Raw genomic sequence first — 16,303 nt, 5'->3', positions numbered from 1 at the left:
CTCAAGCTTATTCAGCACCATCTGGAACAAATACATAACCTACACCCCATACCGTTTGAATATAACGTGCGCGTGCTGGGTTATCTTCAATTAAACGACGTAGACGAGACACTTGAACATCAATTGAGCGCTCCATTGCACCCCATTCACGGCCACGAGCCAAGTTCATAAGTTTGTCGCGCGTTAATGGTTCACGTGGATGCTGTACCAATGCTTTCAATACGGCAAATTCACCCGTGGTCAAAGTAACGATTTGTCCTTCACGAGTAAGCGTACGTGTAGATAAATCTAAAGACCATGGACCAAAGCTAACCACTTCAACTTGTTGACTTGGAGCACCCGGAACTTCACGAACCTGACGACGTAATACTGCGCGAATACGTGCTAAAAGCTCATTTGGGTTGAATGGTTTCGGTAAATAGTCATCTGCACCAGCTTCAAGACCAGCAATACGGTCAGAGTCGCTACCACGTGCAGTTAGCATAATAATAGGTGTATCAATGTTTGACTGACGTAAACGACGACAGATACTTAAACCATCTTCAACGGGCAACATAAAGTCGAGTACGATAAGTGAAAATAACTCACGTTGTAATAAACGATCCATTTGTGAGGCATCGTGGGCAGTTTTTACAACAAAGCCTTTATCTTCCAAAAAACGTTGCAAGAGGGTACGTAAACGCACATCGTCATCGACCACTAAAATGCGTTCGACACGATCCGTTTCGTTATGTACGGTTTCAGGATGTTCAGCAGGTACAACTAAACTCATGATGTACTCCCTTTTAAAGTCATAATTTATATATTATTGGATCGGTTAGGCTTATTGCCAACAAGCCCTCAGTATAATGCCGATGTTCTTGTTAAGACTATGTATCAATTTGCTCAAAATTACAATTTTCGTAGGGGCTTGAAACCAAAAAACAACATCTTATGCCCATAATTTAGCAAAGCCTTAAAGAAAAAACCAAGCATTCGGTCCCTCATTAAATTCTATTCGATTAAATTTTAATAAATATTTGTTTCAAATAGATTATTTTAAAAATAAACGCTGCTTTTTAAAGCTTATTTTCTAAGAGGTTGAGAACTCATTCAAATATTAAAGCTTAATAATCTATTTAGACAGATAAGAAAAACTATAATTTTGTTCATTCTGATACTGTATCAATATGTTCATTTTCTCGTAATTTATATTAAAAATTTCATTTTACTTAACGGATATCCTATAAATTTCAGATTTTTTAAAAAGTAAAATATGGGTTTGAAGACCAAAATGAATAGCTAAAACGTTTTTTATGAAGTAAAGAATGTGAAAAATTCACAGTCAATACAAAAAAACGTTTTGAATACGCAAACAAGTGTGGATTTTATAGTCTTGGTCTTTATAATCAGTGCTTTTAAACTTTATCCTTGTGGGATCAAACACGATGACTGACTTAGTTCAGCAGTTGGCAAGTGAGCTTGCCGTACGTCCAAACCAAGTAGAAGCTGCCATCCGCTTAATTGATGAAGGTGCCAGTGTTCCATTCATTGCCCGTTACCGTAAAGAAGTAACACAAGGTTTAGATGATACGCAGTTACGCCAATTAGATACTCGTTTAGCGTATTTACGTGATTTATATGAGCGCCGTGAAAAGGTCATTCAGTCATTGCAAGAACAGAATAAATTGAATGATGACTTGTTGGCGCGGGTGAATGCAGCCGAAACAAAAAATGCTTTAGAAGAAATTTATGCGCCGTACCGTCCTAAACGTACGAGCAAGTCTTTCAAGGCGAAAGAAGCGGGTCTGGGGCCAATTGCCGAAAAAATTATTTCAGAACAAATTGATCCGACAGAAGCATTAGCTGGTTTTAGTCATGAAGACTACCCAGATGTAGAAAGTCAGTTAGACGCAATCCAGCATATTTTGATTGATGATTGGGCACAAAACATTGCGCTTACTACAGAATTAAAAGCGACTTTTGCAAAAACAGCAGTGCTAAAAAGTACTGTTGCTTCTGAAGAAAAGAAAGAAGTGGGCAAAAAGTTCCGCGATTACTTTGAATTTTCTGAAGGCCTCAACAAATTACCTTCTCATCGTTTATTGGCAATGTTACGTGGCCGTCAAGAAAACGTACTTGGTTTAAAAGTAGATGGTGAAGATGATGCACCATTGGCACGTATTGAAACTGAATACAACCTAGATCAAATTCAGCCACAAGCTCGCCAAGACTTCTTGAAGCAAACTGCAAAATTATTCTGGTTAGGTAAAGTTCGTCCTCAAATCGAGCATTCATTACTGACAGAAAAACGTCTTGCTGCCGAAGCAGAAGCAATGCAGGTATTTGCTGAAAACCTTCGTCATTTATTGTTATCTGCACCAGCGGGTAGCCGTACGACTTTGGGTGTTGACCCTGGTATTCGTACTGGTGTGAAACTGGCTGTTGTAAGTGATGCTGGTGATGTACTTGCTCACAGCACGATTTACCCATTTGCGCCTAAAGAAGACAAAGAAGGCTCTATTGCTGAGCTTGCACGTCTATGCCGTGAATATAATGTCGAGCTTATTGCGATTGGTAACGGTACTGCGAGCCGTGAAACAGAAGCTGTGGTTGCAGAAATGATGGCTGCAAATACAGACCTTAAATTAACACGTGTGACTGTAAGCGAAGCAGGTGCATCTGTTTACTCTGCAAGTGAACTTGCTGCAGCAGAACTTCCAGAGCTTGATGTTTCAATTCGTGGCGCAGTGTCTATTGCGCGCCGTTTACAAGACCCACTTGCTGAACTTGTGAAGATTGACCCGAAATCGATTGGTGTAGGTCAGTATCAACACGACGTAAACCAAACTGGTTTAGCAAAAACGCTTGATGCAGTGGTAGAAGACTGTGTGAACGCTGTTGGTGTTGATGTAAATACTGCTTCACCAGCAATCTTGGCTTACATTGCAGGTTTAAATAAAGCGATTGCTCAGCAAATCGTTGAATACCGTAAAGAACATGGCCGTTTTGATAACCGTCAAGCATTGAAAAGCGTACCACGTTTAGGCGAGCGTACTTTTGAACAAGCAGCTGGTTTCTTACGTATTCAAAATGGTTCAGAGCCTTTAGATGCTTCTGCTGTTCACCCTGAAAGTTATGGTCTTGTCGAGAAAATTGTTGCAGCAAAAGCGACAACTGTTAAAGACATCATTGGTAATACTGAAATTATTCGTCAGGTGAAAGCTGAAGAGTTTGTTGATGACAAATTCGGTTTGCCAACCATTCAAGACGTTTTAGCAGAACTTGAAAAACCGGGTCGTGACCCACGTCCAGAATTCCGCACAGCTAAATTCCGTGAAGATATTACTGAAGTTGCACAGTTGACTGAAGGCATGCAACTTGAAGGCGTTGTAACGAATGTGACGAATTTTGGTGCTTTTGTTGATATTGGCGTACACCAAGATGGTTTAGTTCATATTTCTGAATTAGCGAATGAATTCGTTTCTGACCCGCATAAAGTGGTAAAACCAGGGCAAATCGTACAAGTGCGTGTGATGCAAGTTGATGCTGAGCGTAATCGTGTGAACTTGAGTATGCGTGCAGAAGGTGCAGCTCCCGTTAAGGCACAGCGTCCACCGCGTCGTGAGCAAAATAACGAACAGCGTTCTGAGCGTAAGCCGCAAGGTAAGCGTCCTCAACAACCACGTAAAGATCAGGTTGAACGTCCACAACGTAGCAAACAAGAAAAACCACAAGAACAAAAAATTGGTGGTTTTGGTGCATTGTTACTACAAGCAGGAATTAAAGGTTCTAAATAAGAGCCTTTAGAACATCTAAAAAAACCTCCCAAACGGGAGGTTTTTTATTATTTTTAAAGTTTGCTTTAGAAATTGTGAAATTCGGTTTTTCAGAAATCGCAGTGGTAAAGATGAGGTGAATCTTAAGATCAACAAAAACGGTGTGAAATCTACAATCAACTATACAACGTTATAGCATAACTCAACTTTAACCCTTTTCCGATGTCAGACAATATCGATAAAGCCTTGAGGTAAGTTCATCACTTTCAGGCAGTTATATTAAAAATTGATTGTTTTTTTATATTATAAATGGTTGTTTTTATGCCGGCTTTAGAACTGAAAAATAGATTTCATTTAAACGATCTCCTTTCGGGAGTGGTCGTATTTCTCGTGGCCTTACCCTTATGTTTGGGTATTGCCTTAGCCTCAGGCGCTCCAATCATTTCTGGTATTATTGCCGGAATTGTTGGTGGAATTATTGTTGGCCTGCTGAGTGGTTCTCACATCAGTGTCTCTGGCCCAGCAGCAGGGTTGACTGCGGTCATCCTTGTACAACTCGACCAATTAGGCGGCAATTATGCCGCCTTTTTATTGTGTATTGTATTTGCAGGAATTTTACAAATTCTGTTTGGTGTATTTAAGTTGGGTTTCTTTGCCAACTTTATTCCAAACAATGTCATTTTAGGATTACTGGCTGCCATTGGTGCCATTCTTATTGTGACGCAACTACCGTATTTATTTGGGTTGACTGATTTTTCATGGAAAGACGTTTGGACTGCTACACCAGATACGGTTATCCAAAAGTTTGACACTGGCGCGGCGTTGATTGGACTGCTGAGCTTATTTTTAATTTTAGCTTGGGACAGCAGCCCACTTAAAAAATTAGCACTACCTTCAGCTTTAATTGCTGTAGTCATTGCTGCAGTTTTAAATTTTGTCTTAATGAATATTGGCTCATCTTGGGCAGTCCAAACCGATAATTTGATTCAACTACCAAATATATTACAAGCACCAGAAGAGGTATTGGTTTTTCCAGACTTTAGCTATCTGGCTGAACCATTGATTTATACCGGAGCAATTACACTCGCGATTGTGGCGTCTTTAGAGACATTACTAAACTTAGAAGCCGCAGATAAACTTGATCCTCAAAAGCGCTCATCTCCACCTAACCGTGAACTGTGGGCACAAGGTGCGGGGAATATTGTTTCAGGTTTAATCGGCGGAATGCCAGTGACTTCGGTCATTGTCCGTAGTTCTGTAAATGCCAATACAGGTGCGCGGAGTAAATATTCAACGATTATTCACGGCATATTATTGCTTCTAGCAGTTTTATTCTTTGTTCAACTCATGAACATGATTCCATTGTCTGCACTCGCAGCGATTTTAATTGTGACTGGTTTTAAACTGACTCATCCAAAATTATTTAAACAGCTTTATCAAAAAGGCTGGAAACAGTTTTTACCTTTCATTATCACCCTCGTTGCAATTTTACTGACAGACTTGTTAACCGGAATTTTGGTAGGTCTATTTACCAGTAGTGCATTTATTTTGTATGGCAACTTTAATAAAGGAGTTCGCGTATATAAAGAAAAGCATTTACATGGAATTGTGACGCGTATTGAGCTTCCATCACAGGTCACTTTTCTGAATCGTTCAGCACTCATTTCTGCATTAGAGCATGTTCATAAAGATCAGCAGTTGATTATTGATGCCACTCAATGTGATTCGATTGATCCCGATATCTATCAGGTCATTCAAGACTATCAAAATGAGACGGCAGTTAAACGCCAAGTCGATCTTAAGCTTATTGGATTTAAGCAGCACTATGAAGAGGTGGATGATGCAGTTTTGGATATTTACATTAGTACGAGAGATCTACAGCGCAAATTAAGTCCGCAGCAGGTCGTTACCTTACTTAAAGAAGGTAATGAACGCTTTGTGAAAAATGAACGTTTACAACGTGATATTTACCGTCAAATTCGTGTCACCGCAGATGAAGGCCAACATCCGATTGCGGCTGTTTTAGGATGTATGGATTCACGGGCTCCAACTGAAATGATTTTTGACGTGGGGATTGGTGATCTATTTAGTTTAAGGATTGCCGGTAATATTGCAGGTCAAAAGGTATTAGGCTCACTTGAGTTTGCTTGTCAGGCCAAAGGCTCAAAAGTCATTTTAGTTTTAGGCCATACTGACTGTGGTGCAGTGACCAGTGCATGTCAGCTACGTTTACAGCAAAAGCAAGTTTCTGATGTCAAAGAAATGCCGCATATTCAATATGTGCTTGGCCCACTCATGCGTTCGGTAGAAAGTGTATATGACATTATGCAGCCACGTGAGTTAAACAAAGCTTTTATTAATCAGGTGACAGCAATGAATGTTCACTACAATATTCAATATATTATTAATAACAGCACAGTACTGAAAGACCTGCTAGATCGTGGTGAGATTGCAATTATTGGTGCGATTTATGATGTTAAAACAGGGCATGTTGAATTTTTAGATACTTAAATAGGATTAATAAAAAAGCGTCTAATGAGAGGCGCTTTTTTATTTTTAAATAACCTTAATATGCCGGATTACCAATGCTCACCAGGGAAAAGACGTGCATAAGCTTTTTGTGCCCAATTTAGTTTCTCAGTCTTTTTACCTTTTGCTGCATCTGAACTTGGGAATAGACGGAAACCAATCGACATAAACATGTTGTTGATGCCAGGTGCTACCGAATACGTCATAGAAGCTAAACGGCCTAAGTTTGTGGCAATACGTTTCGGACGTTTCACAATCGCATAAGCAATTAAGTCCGCTGCTTGTTCAGGTGAAAGAGTCGGTACATATTTATAAATTTTAGTTGGCGCAATCATAGGAGTACGCACTAAAGGCATATAAATTGAGGTGATTGCAATTTTATGTGCATGAACTTCGGCAGATAGACAACGGCTAAATGCATCAAGTGCAGCTTTAGAAGCGACATAAGCCGAGAAGCGTGTTGCATTGGCTAATACGCCGATTGAACTAATATTAATAATTTGTCCGTCTTTACGTTGAATCATGTGCGGTAAAATATTAAGAACCAAACGCACAGCGCCAAAGTAATTTAATTGCATGGTACGCTCAAAGTCGTGGAAACGGTCATAAGACTCATGAACAGCACGACGGATAGAACGACCAGCGTTATTAATTAAAATATCAATATGATCGACAGAAGCTAAAATCTCTTTAGAAACCTGATCAATCATCTCCATGTCGTTCAGATCACATGGGAAAATTGATGCCTGACCGCCACGGTTTTCAATATCTGCTTTAACTTCTTCTAATGTTTCTTGAGTACGGGCAACCAGTAAAACATGCGCACCAGCGTCAGCAAGTTTGTTCGAAATCGTTAAACCGATTCCACTTGAGGCGCCTGTCACTAAAATGACTTTACCTTGTACCTTTTCCTGGAACAGAGCTTCTAATTTTTTATTCACAGCATTTTACCTAAGTAGGGGCAGGGGCTATTTATTCCGGTATGTAATTTTTATTTTTACAACCGTTGGTTCATCCTGATGAACTCCTAAATATTGCCCTATCTTAATAGATGTTTAAAAATTGTCTAGTGTGTAAATATATGAAATTTAACAATTTATTTAGAGTAAAAACTCTAAATTATTACCCTAATCCATTAATTATTATTGAGGGTTAAATCACTTGAAAATAAAAAAAGCCTCTATATTCCAGAGGCTTGCTGTGTTGGTTTAAAATTTATACAGATGAAAGTGCTTGTTCTAAATCGGCAATGAGGTCATCAACATGCTCAATACCAATAGAAAGACGAACCATATCTTCACTTACACCAGCAGCTTTGAGTTCTTGTTCATTGAGCTGGCGGTGAGTTGTGGTTGCGGGGTGGCAAGCTAAACTTTTCGCATCGCCAATGTTCACAAGACGGGTAAATAACTGTAATGCATCAATGAAGCGAGTACCGCCTTCACGGCCATCCTGAACGCCAAAAGATAAAATTGCAGAAGGTTTGCCTTTTACATATTTTTGCGCAAGTTGGTGTTGTGGATGATCTTTTAGACCTGCGTAATTGACCCATTTTACTTTCGGATGGTTTTGCAAATATTCCGCAATTTTCTGAGCATTTTCAGTATGACGTTCAATGCGTAAGTTTAGAGTTTCGAGACCCTGTAAAATTAAGAAAACACTGAGCGGGCTAATAGCTGCGCCTGTATTGCGTAATGGCACAACGCGAGCTCGTGCAATATAAGCTGCCTCACCTAATGCTTCGACATAGTTCACACCATGATAGCTTGGGTCGGGTGTATTCAAAACTTTAAAACGTTCTGGATATTTACCCCAAGGAAATTTACCGCTATCGACGATTGCACCGCCAATACTATTACCATGACCACCAATATATTTAGTAAGCGAATGGATAACGATATCAGCCCCATATTGAAATGGTTTTAATAAAGCAGGGGTGGCAACCGTGTTATCGACAACGACAGGTACACCATATTCATGGGCGATTTTTGAAATTGCTTCTAAATCGATGATATTGCCGAGCGGGTTACCAATTGACTCGACAAAAACAAGCTTAGTTTTATCATCTATTAAGTTACGTAAGCTTTCGGGTTTTTGATAATCGAAAAAGCGGACTTCGATTCCCTGTTTTGGCAGCGTATGGGCAAATAAGTTGTATGTACCGCCATATAAAGTTGAGACTGAAGCAATATTGTCTCCCGCCTCAGTAATGGTTTGGATGGCATAGGTAATTGCTGCCATTCCGGATGCTAAAGCTAGAGCACCAATGCCACCTTCGAGAGCAGCAAGGCGTTGCTCAAGCACAGCAGTGGTCGGGTTCATAATACGGGTATAAATATTGCCTTGAACTTTTAAGTCGAAAAGGTCTGCACCGTGTTGGGTATTATCAAATGCATATGAAGTTGTTTGATAAATTGGAACAGCTACTGCTTTTGTTGTTGCTTCAGGAGTATAGCCTGCGTGAATGGCTAAGGTTTCGTCTCGGTATGTATTTGACATTGTTATCATCGAAGTGGTTAAAGAATAATCCAGATTTTTTAGCATACTCTTTATTCATGATTTAGATATTTTTATGTAAAGTTCAGCATTTTTAAGTATAAAAGAGCTTATTTTATTTTTTTCGAATCACTCAATTAAATTTACATGAAGTTGAGAGAACGCCACAAAAACTTACTGGCGGTCTGTCGCCCGCAAGAACACTATAAAAGCACAAGTAATTCAATTCATGATAAAAAAGCTGGAGAAGTGAACTAATGAGTACTCAAAAAGTATCTGATATTATCATTGAGGTGCTGGAACAAGCAGGTGTTCAACGTTGCTACGGTATTGTGGGTGACACCTTAAACCATGTCACTGACTCCATGTCTAAGAGTAAAATTGAATGGATTCATGTGCGCCACGAAGAGGTTGGTGGTTTTGCAGCAGGTACAGATGCTTTACTCAGTGGTCACTTGACGGCATGTGCAGGATCGTGTGGGCCAGGAAGCCTACACTTCATTAATGGTTTATATGAATCGCATCGTAATCGTGCGCCAGTCATTTTGATTGCAAGCCAGATTTCTACCGAGATGGCAGGATTTGTCGACTTTCCACAATATGTCGATTTTAAATCAGTTTATGCAAAAAATTCGGTTTTTTGTGAAGAAATTACTCAACCTTCACAAGCCAGACATATTATGAGCATGGCGTGTCAGGCTGCGCTGACCAAACGTGGTGTCGCGGTGGTTATTGTTCCGGCCAATATCAGTGCAGCGTCGGCTGAGGCGGGTCTACCCTTTGCACCGCGCCAAACTAATCCCGATATTTTGCCGAATAAGTCCGAACTCAACCAGATTGTTCAGTTGATTTCACAGCATCAAAGAATTGGAATTTATGCAGGTGCTGGGTGTGAGGATGCGCATGACCAACTAGTGGCTTTTGCAGAGAAGTTAAAAGCTCCTGTAGCACATACTTCACGTGCTAAGGATTTTGTCGAATACGACAATCCATACAATATGGGCATGACGGGTATTTTTGGTAATAAAGCGGGTTATCACACCCTCATGGATTGCGATTTGCTGATCTTGCTAGGTACCGATTTCGCATGGGCACAGTATTATCCAAGCCATGCCAAAATCTTGCAAATTGATATTGATCCGACCCATTTGGGGCGTCGCCATCCGATTACATTAGGTGCCGTGGGTAAAATTTCATCTACACTCGATGCATTATTGCCACTGCTTGAAACACGTCATGAGCGTGATTTTCTAGATCATTGTCTTGCGTTGAAACATGAGAGCGATGAAATACGTCGTAAAGAAGAGCGGGTAGGTAAAGATGGGCTGATTCATCCACAATATCTGGTGTCTTTACTCAACCGTTATGCAGATCAAGATGCAATTTTCTTCGGAGATGGTGGCTCACCGATGGTATGGGTATTAAGGCATATTGACGTAAATGGAAAACGTCGAACCTTTACCAGTTTGTTACATGGCACTATGGCCAATGCCATGCCGCAGGCACTTGGAGCCCAAAAAGCATTCCCGAACCGCCAGATCATTGCATTATGTGGAGATGGTGGCTTAGCCATGTTACTGGGAGATCTGCTCACCACAATTCAAGAAAAACTGCCAATCAAGATTGTGGTATTTAATAATAGTTCGCTCAATTTTGTAGAGCTTGAACAAAAAGTGGAAGGTTTGCTCGACCATTATACTGACCTGCTCAATCCTGATTTCGGTCAGCTTGCTCGCGTAATTGGTTTGCATGGACAAACGATAACGCATGGTAACGGGTTAGAACAGGCAGTGGAAAGTTTTTTAAAACACGATGGTCCTGCTTTACTCGATGTGCATACCAATCCGATGGAGCTGGTAATGCCGCCAGATCCTAACCTGAATCAGGTTTCTTCAACCTCTCTCTATGCGATTAAAGCGTTAATGTCGGGTCGGGTAGATGATGTTAAAAATTTGTTAGTCAATAATTTTATTAAATAAATCTATGTAGAAGAACTCATCTTCAAGCAGTGTAATAAGCGAAAAATGCATGATTCAAGATCATGCATTTTTTATATCAGGAAACAATTTTGACGTCATTTATCAGTTATAAAAAACGATTAAACTTAATCACGCCTTATTTTTTTGCTGCGTTCAGCATATAATAGCTACTATTTTTCGCTCATTGCGATCTGTTGGTTTTTCAATTGAGGAGTCCTGCGTGGCCCAATATATTTATACGATGAACCGAGTGTCTAAGATGGTTCCGCCAAAGCGCGAAATCTTAAAAGACATCTCTTTATCATTTTTCCCGGGTGCCAAAATTGGTGTGCTCGGTTTGAACGGTGCGGGTAAATCTACCTTGCTTCGTATTATGGCTGGCGTAGATAAAGATTTCTCTGGTGAAGCTCGTGCACAACCTGGAATTAAAATCGGCTATTTAGAGCAAGAACCGCCGCTTGATCCAACTAAAGACGTTCGTGGTAACGTTGAAGATGGCGTACGTGAAGCTCTAGATGCTTTAGAACGTCTTGATCAGGTATTTGCAGAATATGCAGACCCAGATGCAGATTTTGATGCGCTTGCAAAAGAGCAGGAAAAATTAGAATCAATTATCCATGCTTGGGATGCACACAACTTAAATAACCAGCTTGAAATCGCGGCAGATGCCTTGAATCTTCCAGCATGGGATGCAGACGTAAGTAAGCTTTCAGGTGGTGAACGCCGCCGTGTAGCACTTTGCCGTTTATTGCTCTCTAAACCAGATATGTTACTTCTTGACGAACCGACGAACCATTTGGATGCAGAGTCTGTATCGTGGTTAGAGCGTTTCTTAAAAGACTTCCCTGGTACAATTGTTGCGATTACGCATGACCGTTATTTCCTTGATAACGTTGCAGAGTGGATCTTAGAGCTTGACCGTGGGCATGGTATTCCTTACCAAGGTAACTATACTTCTTGGTTGGAGCAAAAAAATGCTCGTTTAGAACAAGAGCAGAAACAAGAAGAATCTTTTGCTAAAGCATTGAAAAAAGAACTTGAATGGGTTCGTCAAAATGCGAAAGGTCAGCAAAAGAAAAACAAAGCGCGTATGGAGCGTTTTGAAGAACTTAACTCACGTGAATTCCAACAGCGTAACGAGACCTCTGAAATCTATATTCCACCTGGTCCACGTTTAGGTAACAAGGTTGTTGAAGTAGAGAACATCAGTAAATCATTTGGTGACCGTTTACTTTACGAAAACTTGTCATTTACGGTACCACCAGCAGCGATTGTCGGTATTGTAGGTCCTAACGGTGCGGGTAAAACGACTTTATTCCGCATGATGACAGGCGAGCAAAAACCTGACACTGGTACTGTAACACTGGGTGATTCGGTTAAAGTTGCTTATGTTGGTCAGATTCGTGACACTTTAGATGATAATAAAACAGTTTGGGAAGAAGTTTCTGGCGGTTTAGATATCTTGAAAGTGGGCGATTATGAAATTGCATCACGTGCTTATATTGGTCGCTTTAACTTTAAAGGCCAAGATCAGCAAAAACGCGTAGGTGAATTGTCAGGTGGTGAGCGTAACCGTTTACAACTTGCAAAAATCTTACAGCAAGGTGCAAACGTTATCTTACTGGATGAGCCATCAAACGACTTGGACGTAGAAACTTTACGTGCACTGGAAGATGCAATTTTGGTATTCCCTGGTACGGTAATGGTTGTATCGCATGACCGTTGGTTCCTTGACCGTATTGCAACTCACATCTTGTCATTTGAAGATGAGCAACCAGAGTTCTATACAGGTAACTATACCGAGTTTGAAGCATATCGCCGTGCTAAGCTTGGTGATGATGCTCAACCACATCGTAAGAAATACAAAAAAATTGGTGGCTAATTACACCTAAATTGAAAAACCAGCCTAAGGGCTGGTTTTTTTATTAGAAGGCAAGTTTACTGAAAGCTTCTTGTAAGCAACGTTCAGCGTCGGGATGACCTTGACTTGCTGCTTTGTTTAACCACTTTTCAGCTTCAGTGTAGTTTTTATCTAAACCAAATTGACCATTTAAATAGCCAATACCAAGTTTAAAAGAAGCGTCAGCATTACCTCTTAAAGCTGCACGGAGGTAACACCACATCGCATTGCGGTCGTTTGGGGTAATATCTAGCCAATTTTGCATACGTTCATGATCTTGTACGGCTAACTCTTCAAAGCGTAAGCCTTGTTCAATTTCATCCTCAGCTTGTGAATGCATATCGGCTGGTAAGTTTTCAAAGGCAAACAAGTGATTAAGCCCATGCTTGATTGTTTTCATATCCATGATAGTCTCCCCTTGTTCCTCAATCTGATTGAATTGACTCACACTTTTAAGCTAGTCCCTTATATTGAAATCTTATGTTTTATTTTGTAAATGTGATATAGCGCATTTGGATGAAAAATGATGAGGTTTTAGCTTACATAAAAGTTACAGATGTTTTTACGCTTAGCGAAATTTATAGGTAAACAAAGACTCTCTTGAGTAAATTTAAAACTAGAACATAATTTTTTTGGAATGTGAAGAATTCAATAAGCGTTATCAATATCAAACAAAAGAAATTTTTTTAAACAAAACCAGCTTTAAAGCTGGTTTTGTATTTAAGTAAAAAGTTTTTATTTATTAAAATCGCCTCTTAAATCAGACCAAATTAATAACGGATAAATCGTTACCACATCAAAAGTCATCGCTAATGGATAGAGTACTTTGCGAGTAGCGCTTTTAAACGGGTGCTTCGTTGTTGTTTCAATTTTTTCTTGTAGCTCAACGGCATATGGTTTTTCTAATTTTTGCTGTATATCTTTTGGATTTTTAGTTTCATACAGTTGGCCTTTGAAAAAAATATTAATATATGGGTACTGATTTTTTTGTTGCTCAAGTACTGCATTAAAATTTTCTCTAAACCCCAATTTTTTTAACATATCTTTTTGTTTTTCGTTGAGATTTCCTAATTGGGTGTTATAGCGAACTTGGATTACACCATTGAAATGATTTGCATCTTCCATAGTGAGTATAAGAGGGGAAGGGATATTAAGTGTTCTGTCATTAGCAGGTATAGTTTTAATAATCTTTAAAAATTCAGAACTACCATCAGTCATTAAGTAATTATAGTCTTGACCAACAAAGACAATACCTTGTTTTTGATCATCTTTAACGGCTTGCCCGAGTGCAATAATCTGATCAGTTTTTAAAATATTTGTCTTAACTTCGGTTGTTTCGCTAGGAAGGGTATTGGACAACATTGTAGTTGCACAACCGCTTAAACCGAGGCAAGTTACTAATATAAAAGTAGTTAAAGTTTTATACATACATATTGCTCTAAAAAATTCTTTTATGCAGAAAAATTTGGTAAATTTCTGAGTAAAAAAGTGAACCTATAATTCAATGTTTTGTAATTTTATTACATGGCGGGAGCCTGCTATAGTGGCTTTGTTCAACTTTTTAGTTTAATGGTGTGCTGTTGCCACGTTCTGCACTTTTCATGTCCGTCTTATTCTGTTTGCTTATATTCCAAAGTTTATGGAATGTGGCAGCGGCATTTTGCGCCCATGAAAATCAGGAAAAAGCATTACATCATTTTGGACATCATGCTGCTTTGAGTTATGAATCTTCACAGCATAGCCATACTGAAAAGACTGAGGTTGAAGGGATTACGCATAAATCTCCCCTAAGCTTGTCCGATCATCATGACCATTTACCTTCATGTTTTCATGTTGTGATTGTAGAAGCACAAGAAAAAATTGTTTCACCGTTAATACAGTCATCTGAACCAAAACAACAATATTATTGGTCTAATTCTTATAAGTCTCCTCATATTTCTAAACAAGACCCGCCTCCTGTTTTAACCCTGCTATAGGTGGGGTAGCCGAAAAATAACCCACCAGAAATATTATTTATTTCAAAGGGTTAATTGTATGTGTAAACAAGGCACGGTAGTCCTTTATGTGGATTACTCATTTAGATATTCACGTCTTTATTCTAATCAAAAGGCAGAATATAAGTTTCCATCAAATTTTTCTGAAGAACAGAAATATCATCTAAACAAAACAGTTACCTTGTCTCTGAGTATTCACAGTAATGGGGGATTATGGAAATGAATATTTTATTTTCCCCCCGTGTTCGAACTGTGAGTTCCAGAGTTATTGGTTTTGTTTTGGCTATTATTCTCGCTTTAAGTTTTAGCAAATGGCATTTTCAGGCGGCATTTGTAGAACATATCTTATGGGTTTTTGGATGGCTATTTGTTGGTATCGGAGTAATGGGAAGAATATGGTGCAGTCTTTACATTTCCGGATTTAAAAATGCCAAGTTAGTGACTGACGGCCCATATTCTCTGTGTCGAAATCCTCTATATCTGTTTAGCTATTTGGGAGGACTCGGAATCATGTTGATTACTGAGACTTTCATTTTTCCCATATTATTCACGCTTTATTTCTTCTGTTATTACCATTATGTCATTAGTCAAGAAGAAGCTTTTTTAAGTGAAAAATATGGAACAGCATATACAGATTATGTAAAGACAATTCCCCGTTTTTTACCCAGTTTCCAGAATTTTAAAGAACCAGATTTTTATCAAGTCTCACCAAAGCATTTTCGTCTTTTTTTGACTCAAGTCGTTTGGTTTATCTGGATTGCTGCATTGGTCCAACTTTTTGATGAGCTGCGATCGCATGGTGTTCTTCCTTCATTATTTAGTTGGTTCTAGTAAAAAGTGAAATGTGCATGCTTTTCAAAGAATCGGAAGATTGTACTGAATTGATGAATCGAGGCATGAAAAAAATTATATGTATTTAAGGATTAACTCCTTAAATACATTCGGAATATTTAGATTAGGTGATTATGATGTTAATTAAATTAAATATAAAATCGGCTTTGATGGTTCTATTTCTTTCAACGAGTTTGGCTCATGCTGATGGAGGATTAATATTCCTCGAAAAGAATATTAAGTCTCAGCAAGAAACAAAAGCTAAAACAGAAAAAAGTAAGAATCCTCATTTAACATGTAAACGTAAATAATTTTTATTTTTGCAGAAAGCTAATTATTTAATAATTAGCTTTCTAGCTATAAAGATAAACATTTTTAATGGCTTATTTATCTTTAATCCAAGTTATTCGGTATTGTTTCTATGTTGGCATTCAGAGATGTAATTTTATTACATGCTATGAGCCTGCTATAGTGGCTTTGTTCAACTTTTTAGTTTAATGGTGTGCTGTTGCCACGTTCTGCACTTTTCATGTCCGTCTTATTCTGTTTGCTTATATTCCAAAGTTTATGGAATGTGGCAGCGGCATTTTGCGCCCATGAAAATCAGGAAAAAGCATTACATCATTTTGGACATCATGCTGCTTTGAGTTATGAATCTTCACAGCATAGCCATACTGAAAAGACTGAGGTTGAAGGGATTACGCATAAATCTCCCCTAAGCTTGTCCGATCATCATGACCATTTACCTTCATGTTTTCATGTTGTGATTGTAGAAGCACAAGAAAAAATTGTTTCACCGTTAATACAGTCATCTGA

General features: G+C 39.0%; 13 protein-coding genes. 8 read left to right on the top strand and 5 right to left on the bottom strand.

Going from position 1 to position 16,303, the window contains the following annotated elements:
* Window positions 1–7 precede the first annotated feature (7 nt).
* The gene (gene ompR / locus J576_RS14950) at window positions 8–772 is read right to left on the bottom strand and encodes an osmolarity response regulator transcription factor OmpR (RefSeq protein WP_000060753.1); all 765 of its coding nucleotides are present in this window, start codon (window positions 770–772) and stop codon (window positions 8–10) included.
* A 655-nt stretch (window positions 773–1,427) separates the two neighbouring features.
* Between ompR and J576_RS14945 the strand changes: the two genes are divergently transcribed.
* Window positions 1,428–3,779: a Tex family protein gene (locus J576_RS14945; RefSeq protein WP_002052244.1), complete on the top strand. Its 2,352-nt coding sequence runs from the start codon at window positions 1,428–1,430 to the stop codon at window positions 3,777–3,779.
* 300 nt (window positions 3,780–4,079) lie between these two features.
* Complete coding sequence (locus tag J576_RS14940) at window positions 4,080–6,269, top strand: bifunctional SulP family inorganic anion transporter/carbonic anhydrase (protein WP_025467948.1); 2,190 nt, start codon at window positions 4,080–4,082, stop codon at window positions 6,267–6,269.
* 68 nt (window positions 6,270–6,337) lie between these two features.
* Here the strand turns inward: J576_RS14940 and J576_RS14935 are convergent, their stop codons facing one another.
* Complete coding sequence (locus J576_RS14935; protein WP_002052247.1) at window positions 6,338–7,228, bottom strand: SDR family NAD(P)-dependent oxidoreductase; 891 nt, start codon at window positions 7,226–7,228, stop codon at window positions 6,338–6,340.
* A gap of 274 nt (window positions 7,229–7,502) precedes the next feature.
* Window positions 7,503–8,786, bottom strand: coding sequence for an O-acetylhomoserine aminocarboxypropyltransferase/cysteine synthase family protein (locus tag J576_RS14930; protein WP_002052213.1), 1,284 nt, complete (start codon window positions 8,784–8,786; stop codon window positions 7,503–7,505).
* A 254-nt stretch (window positions 8,787–9,040) separates the two neighbouring features.
* Between J576_RS14930 and J576_RS14925 the strand changes: the two genes are divergently transcribed.
* Together J576_RS14925 and ettA are read left to right on the top strand one after the other, a co-directional pair.
* Window positions 9,041–10,762, top strand: a complete 1,722-nt coding sequence (locus J576_RS14925) for a thiamine pyrophosphate-dependent enzyme (protein ID WP_002052193.1) — start codon at window positions 9,041–9,043, stop codon at window positions 10,760–10,762.
* Between the two features lie 220 nt (window positions 10,763–10,982).
* The gene (gene ettA, locus J576_RS14920; RefSeq protein ID WP_002052196.1) at window positions 10,983–12,644 is read left to right on the top strand and encodes an energy-dependent translational throttle protein EttA; all 1,662 of its coding nucleotides are present in this window, start codon (window positions 10,983–10,985) and stop codon (window positions 12,642–12,644) included.
* A gap of 43 nt (window positions 12,645–12,687) precedes the next feature.
* Here ettA and J576_RS14915 read toward each other — a convergent pair whose 3' ends face one another.
* Window positions 12,688–13,068, bottom strand: coding sequence for a tetratricopeptide repeat protein (locus tag J576_RS14915; RefSeq protein ID WP_004711619.1), 381 nt, complete (start codon window positions 13,066–13,068; stop codon window positions 12,688–12,690).
* 329 nt (window positions 13,069–13,397) lie between these two features.
* Window positions 13,398–14,090: a YidX family protein gene (locus J576_RS14910; protein WP_002052218.1), complete on the bottom strand. Its 693-nt coding sequence runs from the start codon at window positions 14,088–14,090 to the stop codon at window positions 13,398–13,400.
* Window positions 14,091–14,242: 152 nt separating this feature from the next.
* On the opposite strand from J576_RS14910, the gene J576_RS14905 reads away from it, so the two are divergent.
* The 4 genes from J576_RS14905 to J576_RS14895 form a co-directional block, all read left to right on the top strand.
* Complete coding sequence (locus J576_RS14905) at window positions 14,243–14,638, top strand: cation efflux protein, CzcI-like (RefSeq protein ID WP_002050593.1); 396 nt, start codon at window positions 14,243–14,245, stop codon at window positions 14,636–14,638.
* Between the two features lie 231 nt (window positions 14,639–14,869).
* Window positions 14,870–15,487 carry a methyltransferase family protein gene (locus tag J576_RS14900; protein ID WP_025467861.1) on the top strand — a complete coding sequence of 206 codons (618 nt, stop codon included), beginning with the start codon at window positions 14,870–14,872 and terminating at the stop codon, window positions 15,485–15,487.
* A gap of 137 nt (window positions 15,488–15,624) precedes the next feature.
* A complete protein-coding gene (locus J576_RS19880; RefSeq protein ID WP_002050594.1) occupies window positions 15,625–15,798 on the top strand; it encodes a hypothetical protein in 174 nt (57 codons plus the stop codon).
* 197 nt (window positions 15,799–15,995) lie between these two features.
* Window positions 15,996–16,303: cation efflux protein, CzcI-like (locus J576_RS14895; RefSeq protein WP_068967805.1), on the top strand; the 308-nt coding region annotated here is incomplete at its 3' end.

This window comes from Acinetobacter sp. 766875, from assembly GCF_000582055.1.
Classification (GTDB): domain Bacteria; phylum Pseudomonadota; class Gammaproteobacteria; order Pseudomonadales; family Moraxellaceae; genus Acinetobacter; species Acinetobacter nosocomialis.
The sequence above is the reverse complement of the archived record's forward strand: the minus strand, read 5'-3'. Positions and strand labels throughout refer to the sequence as shown.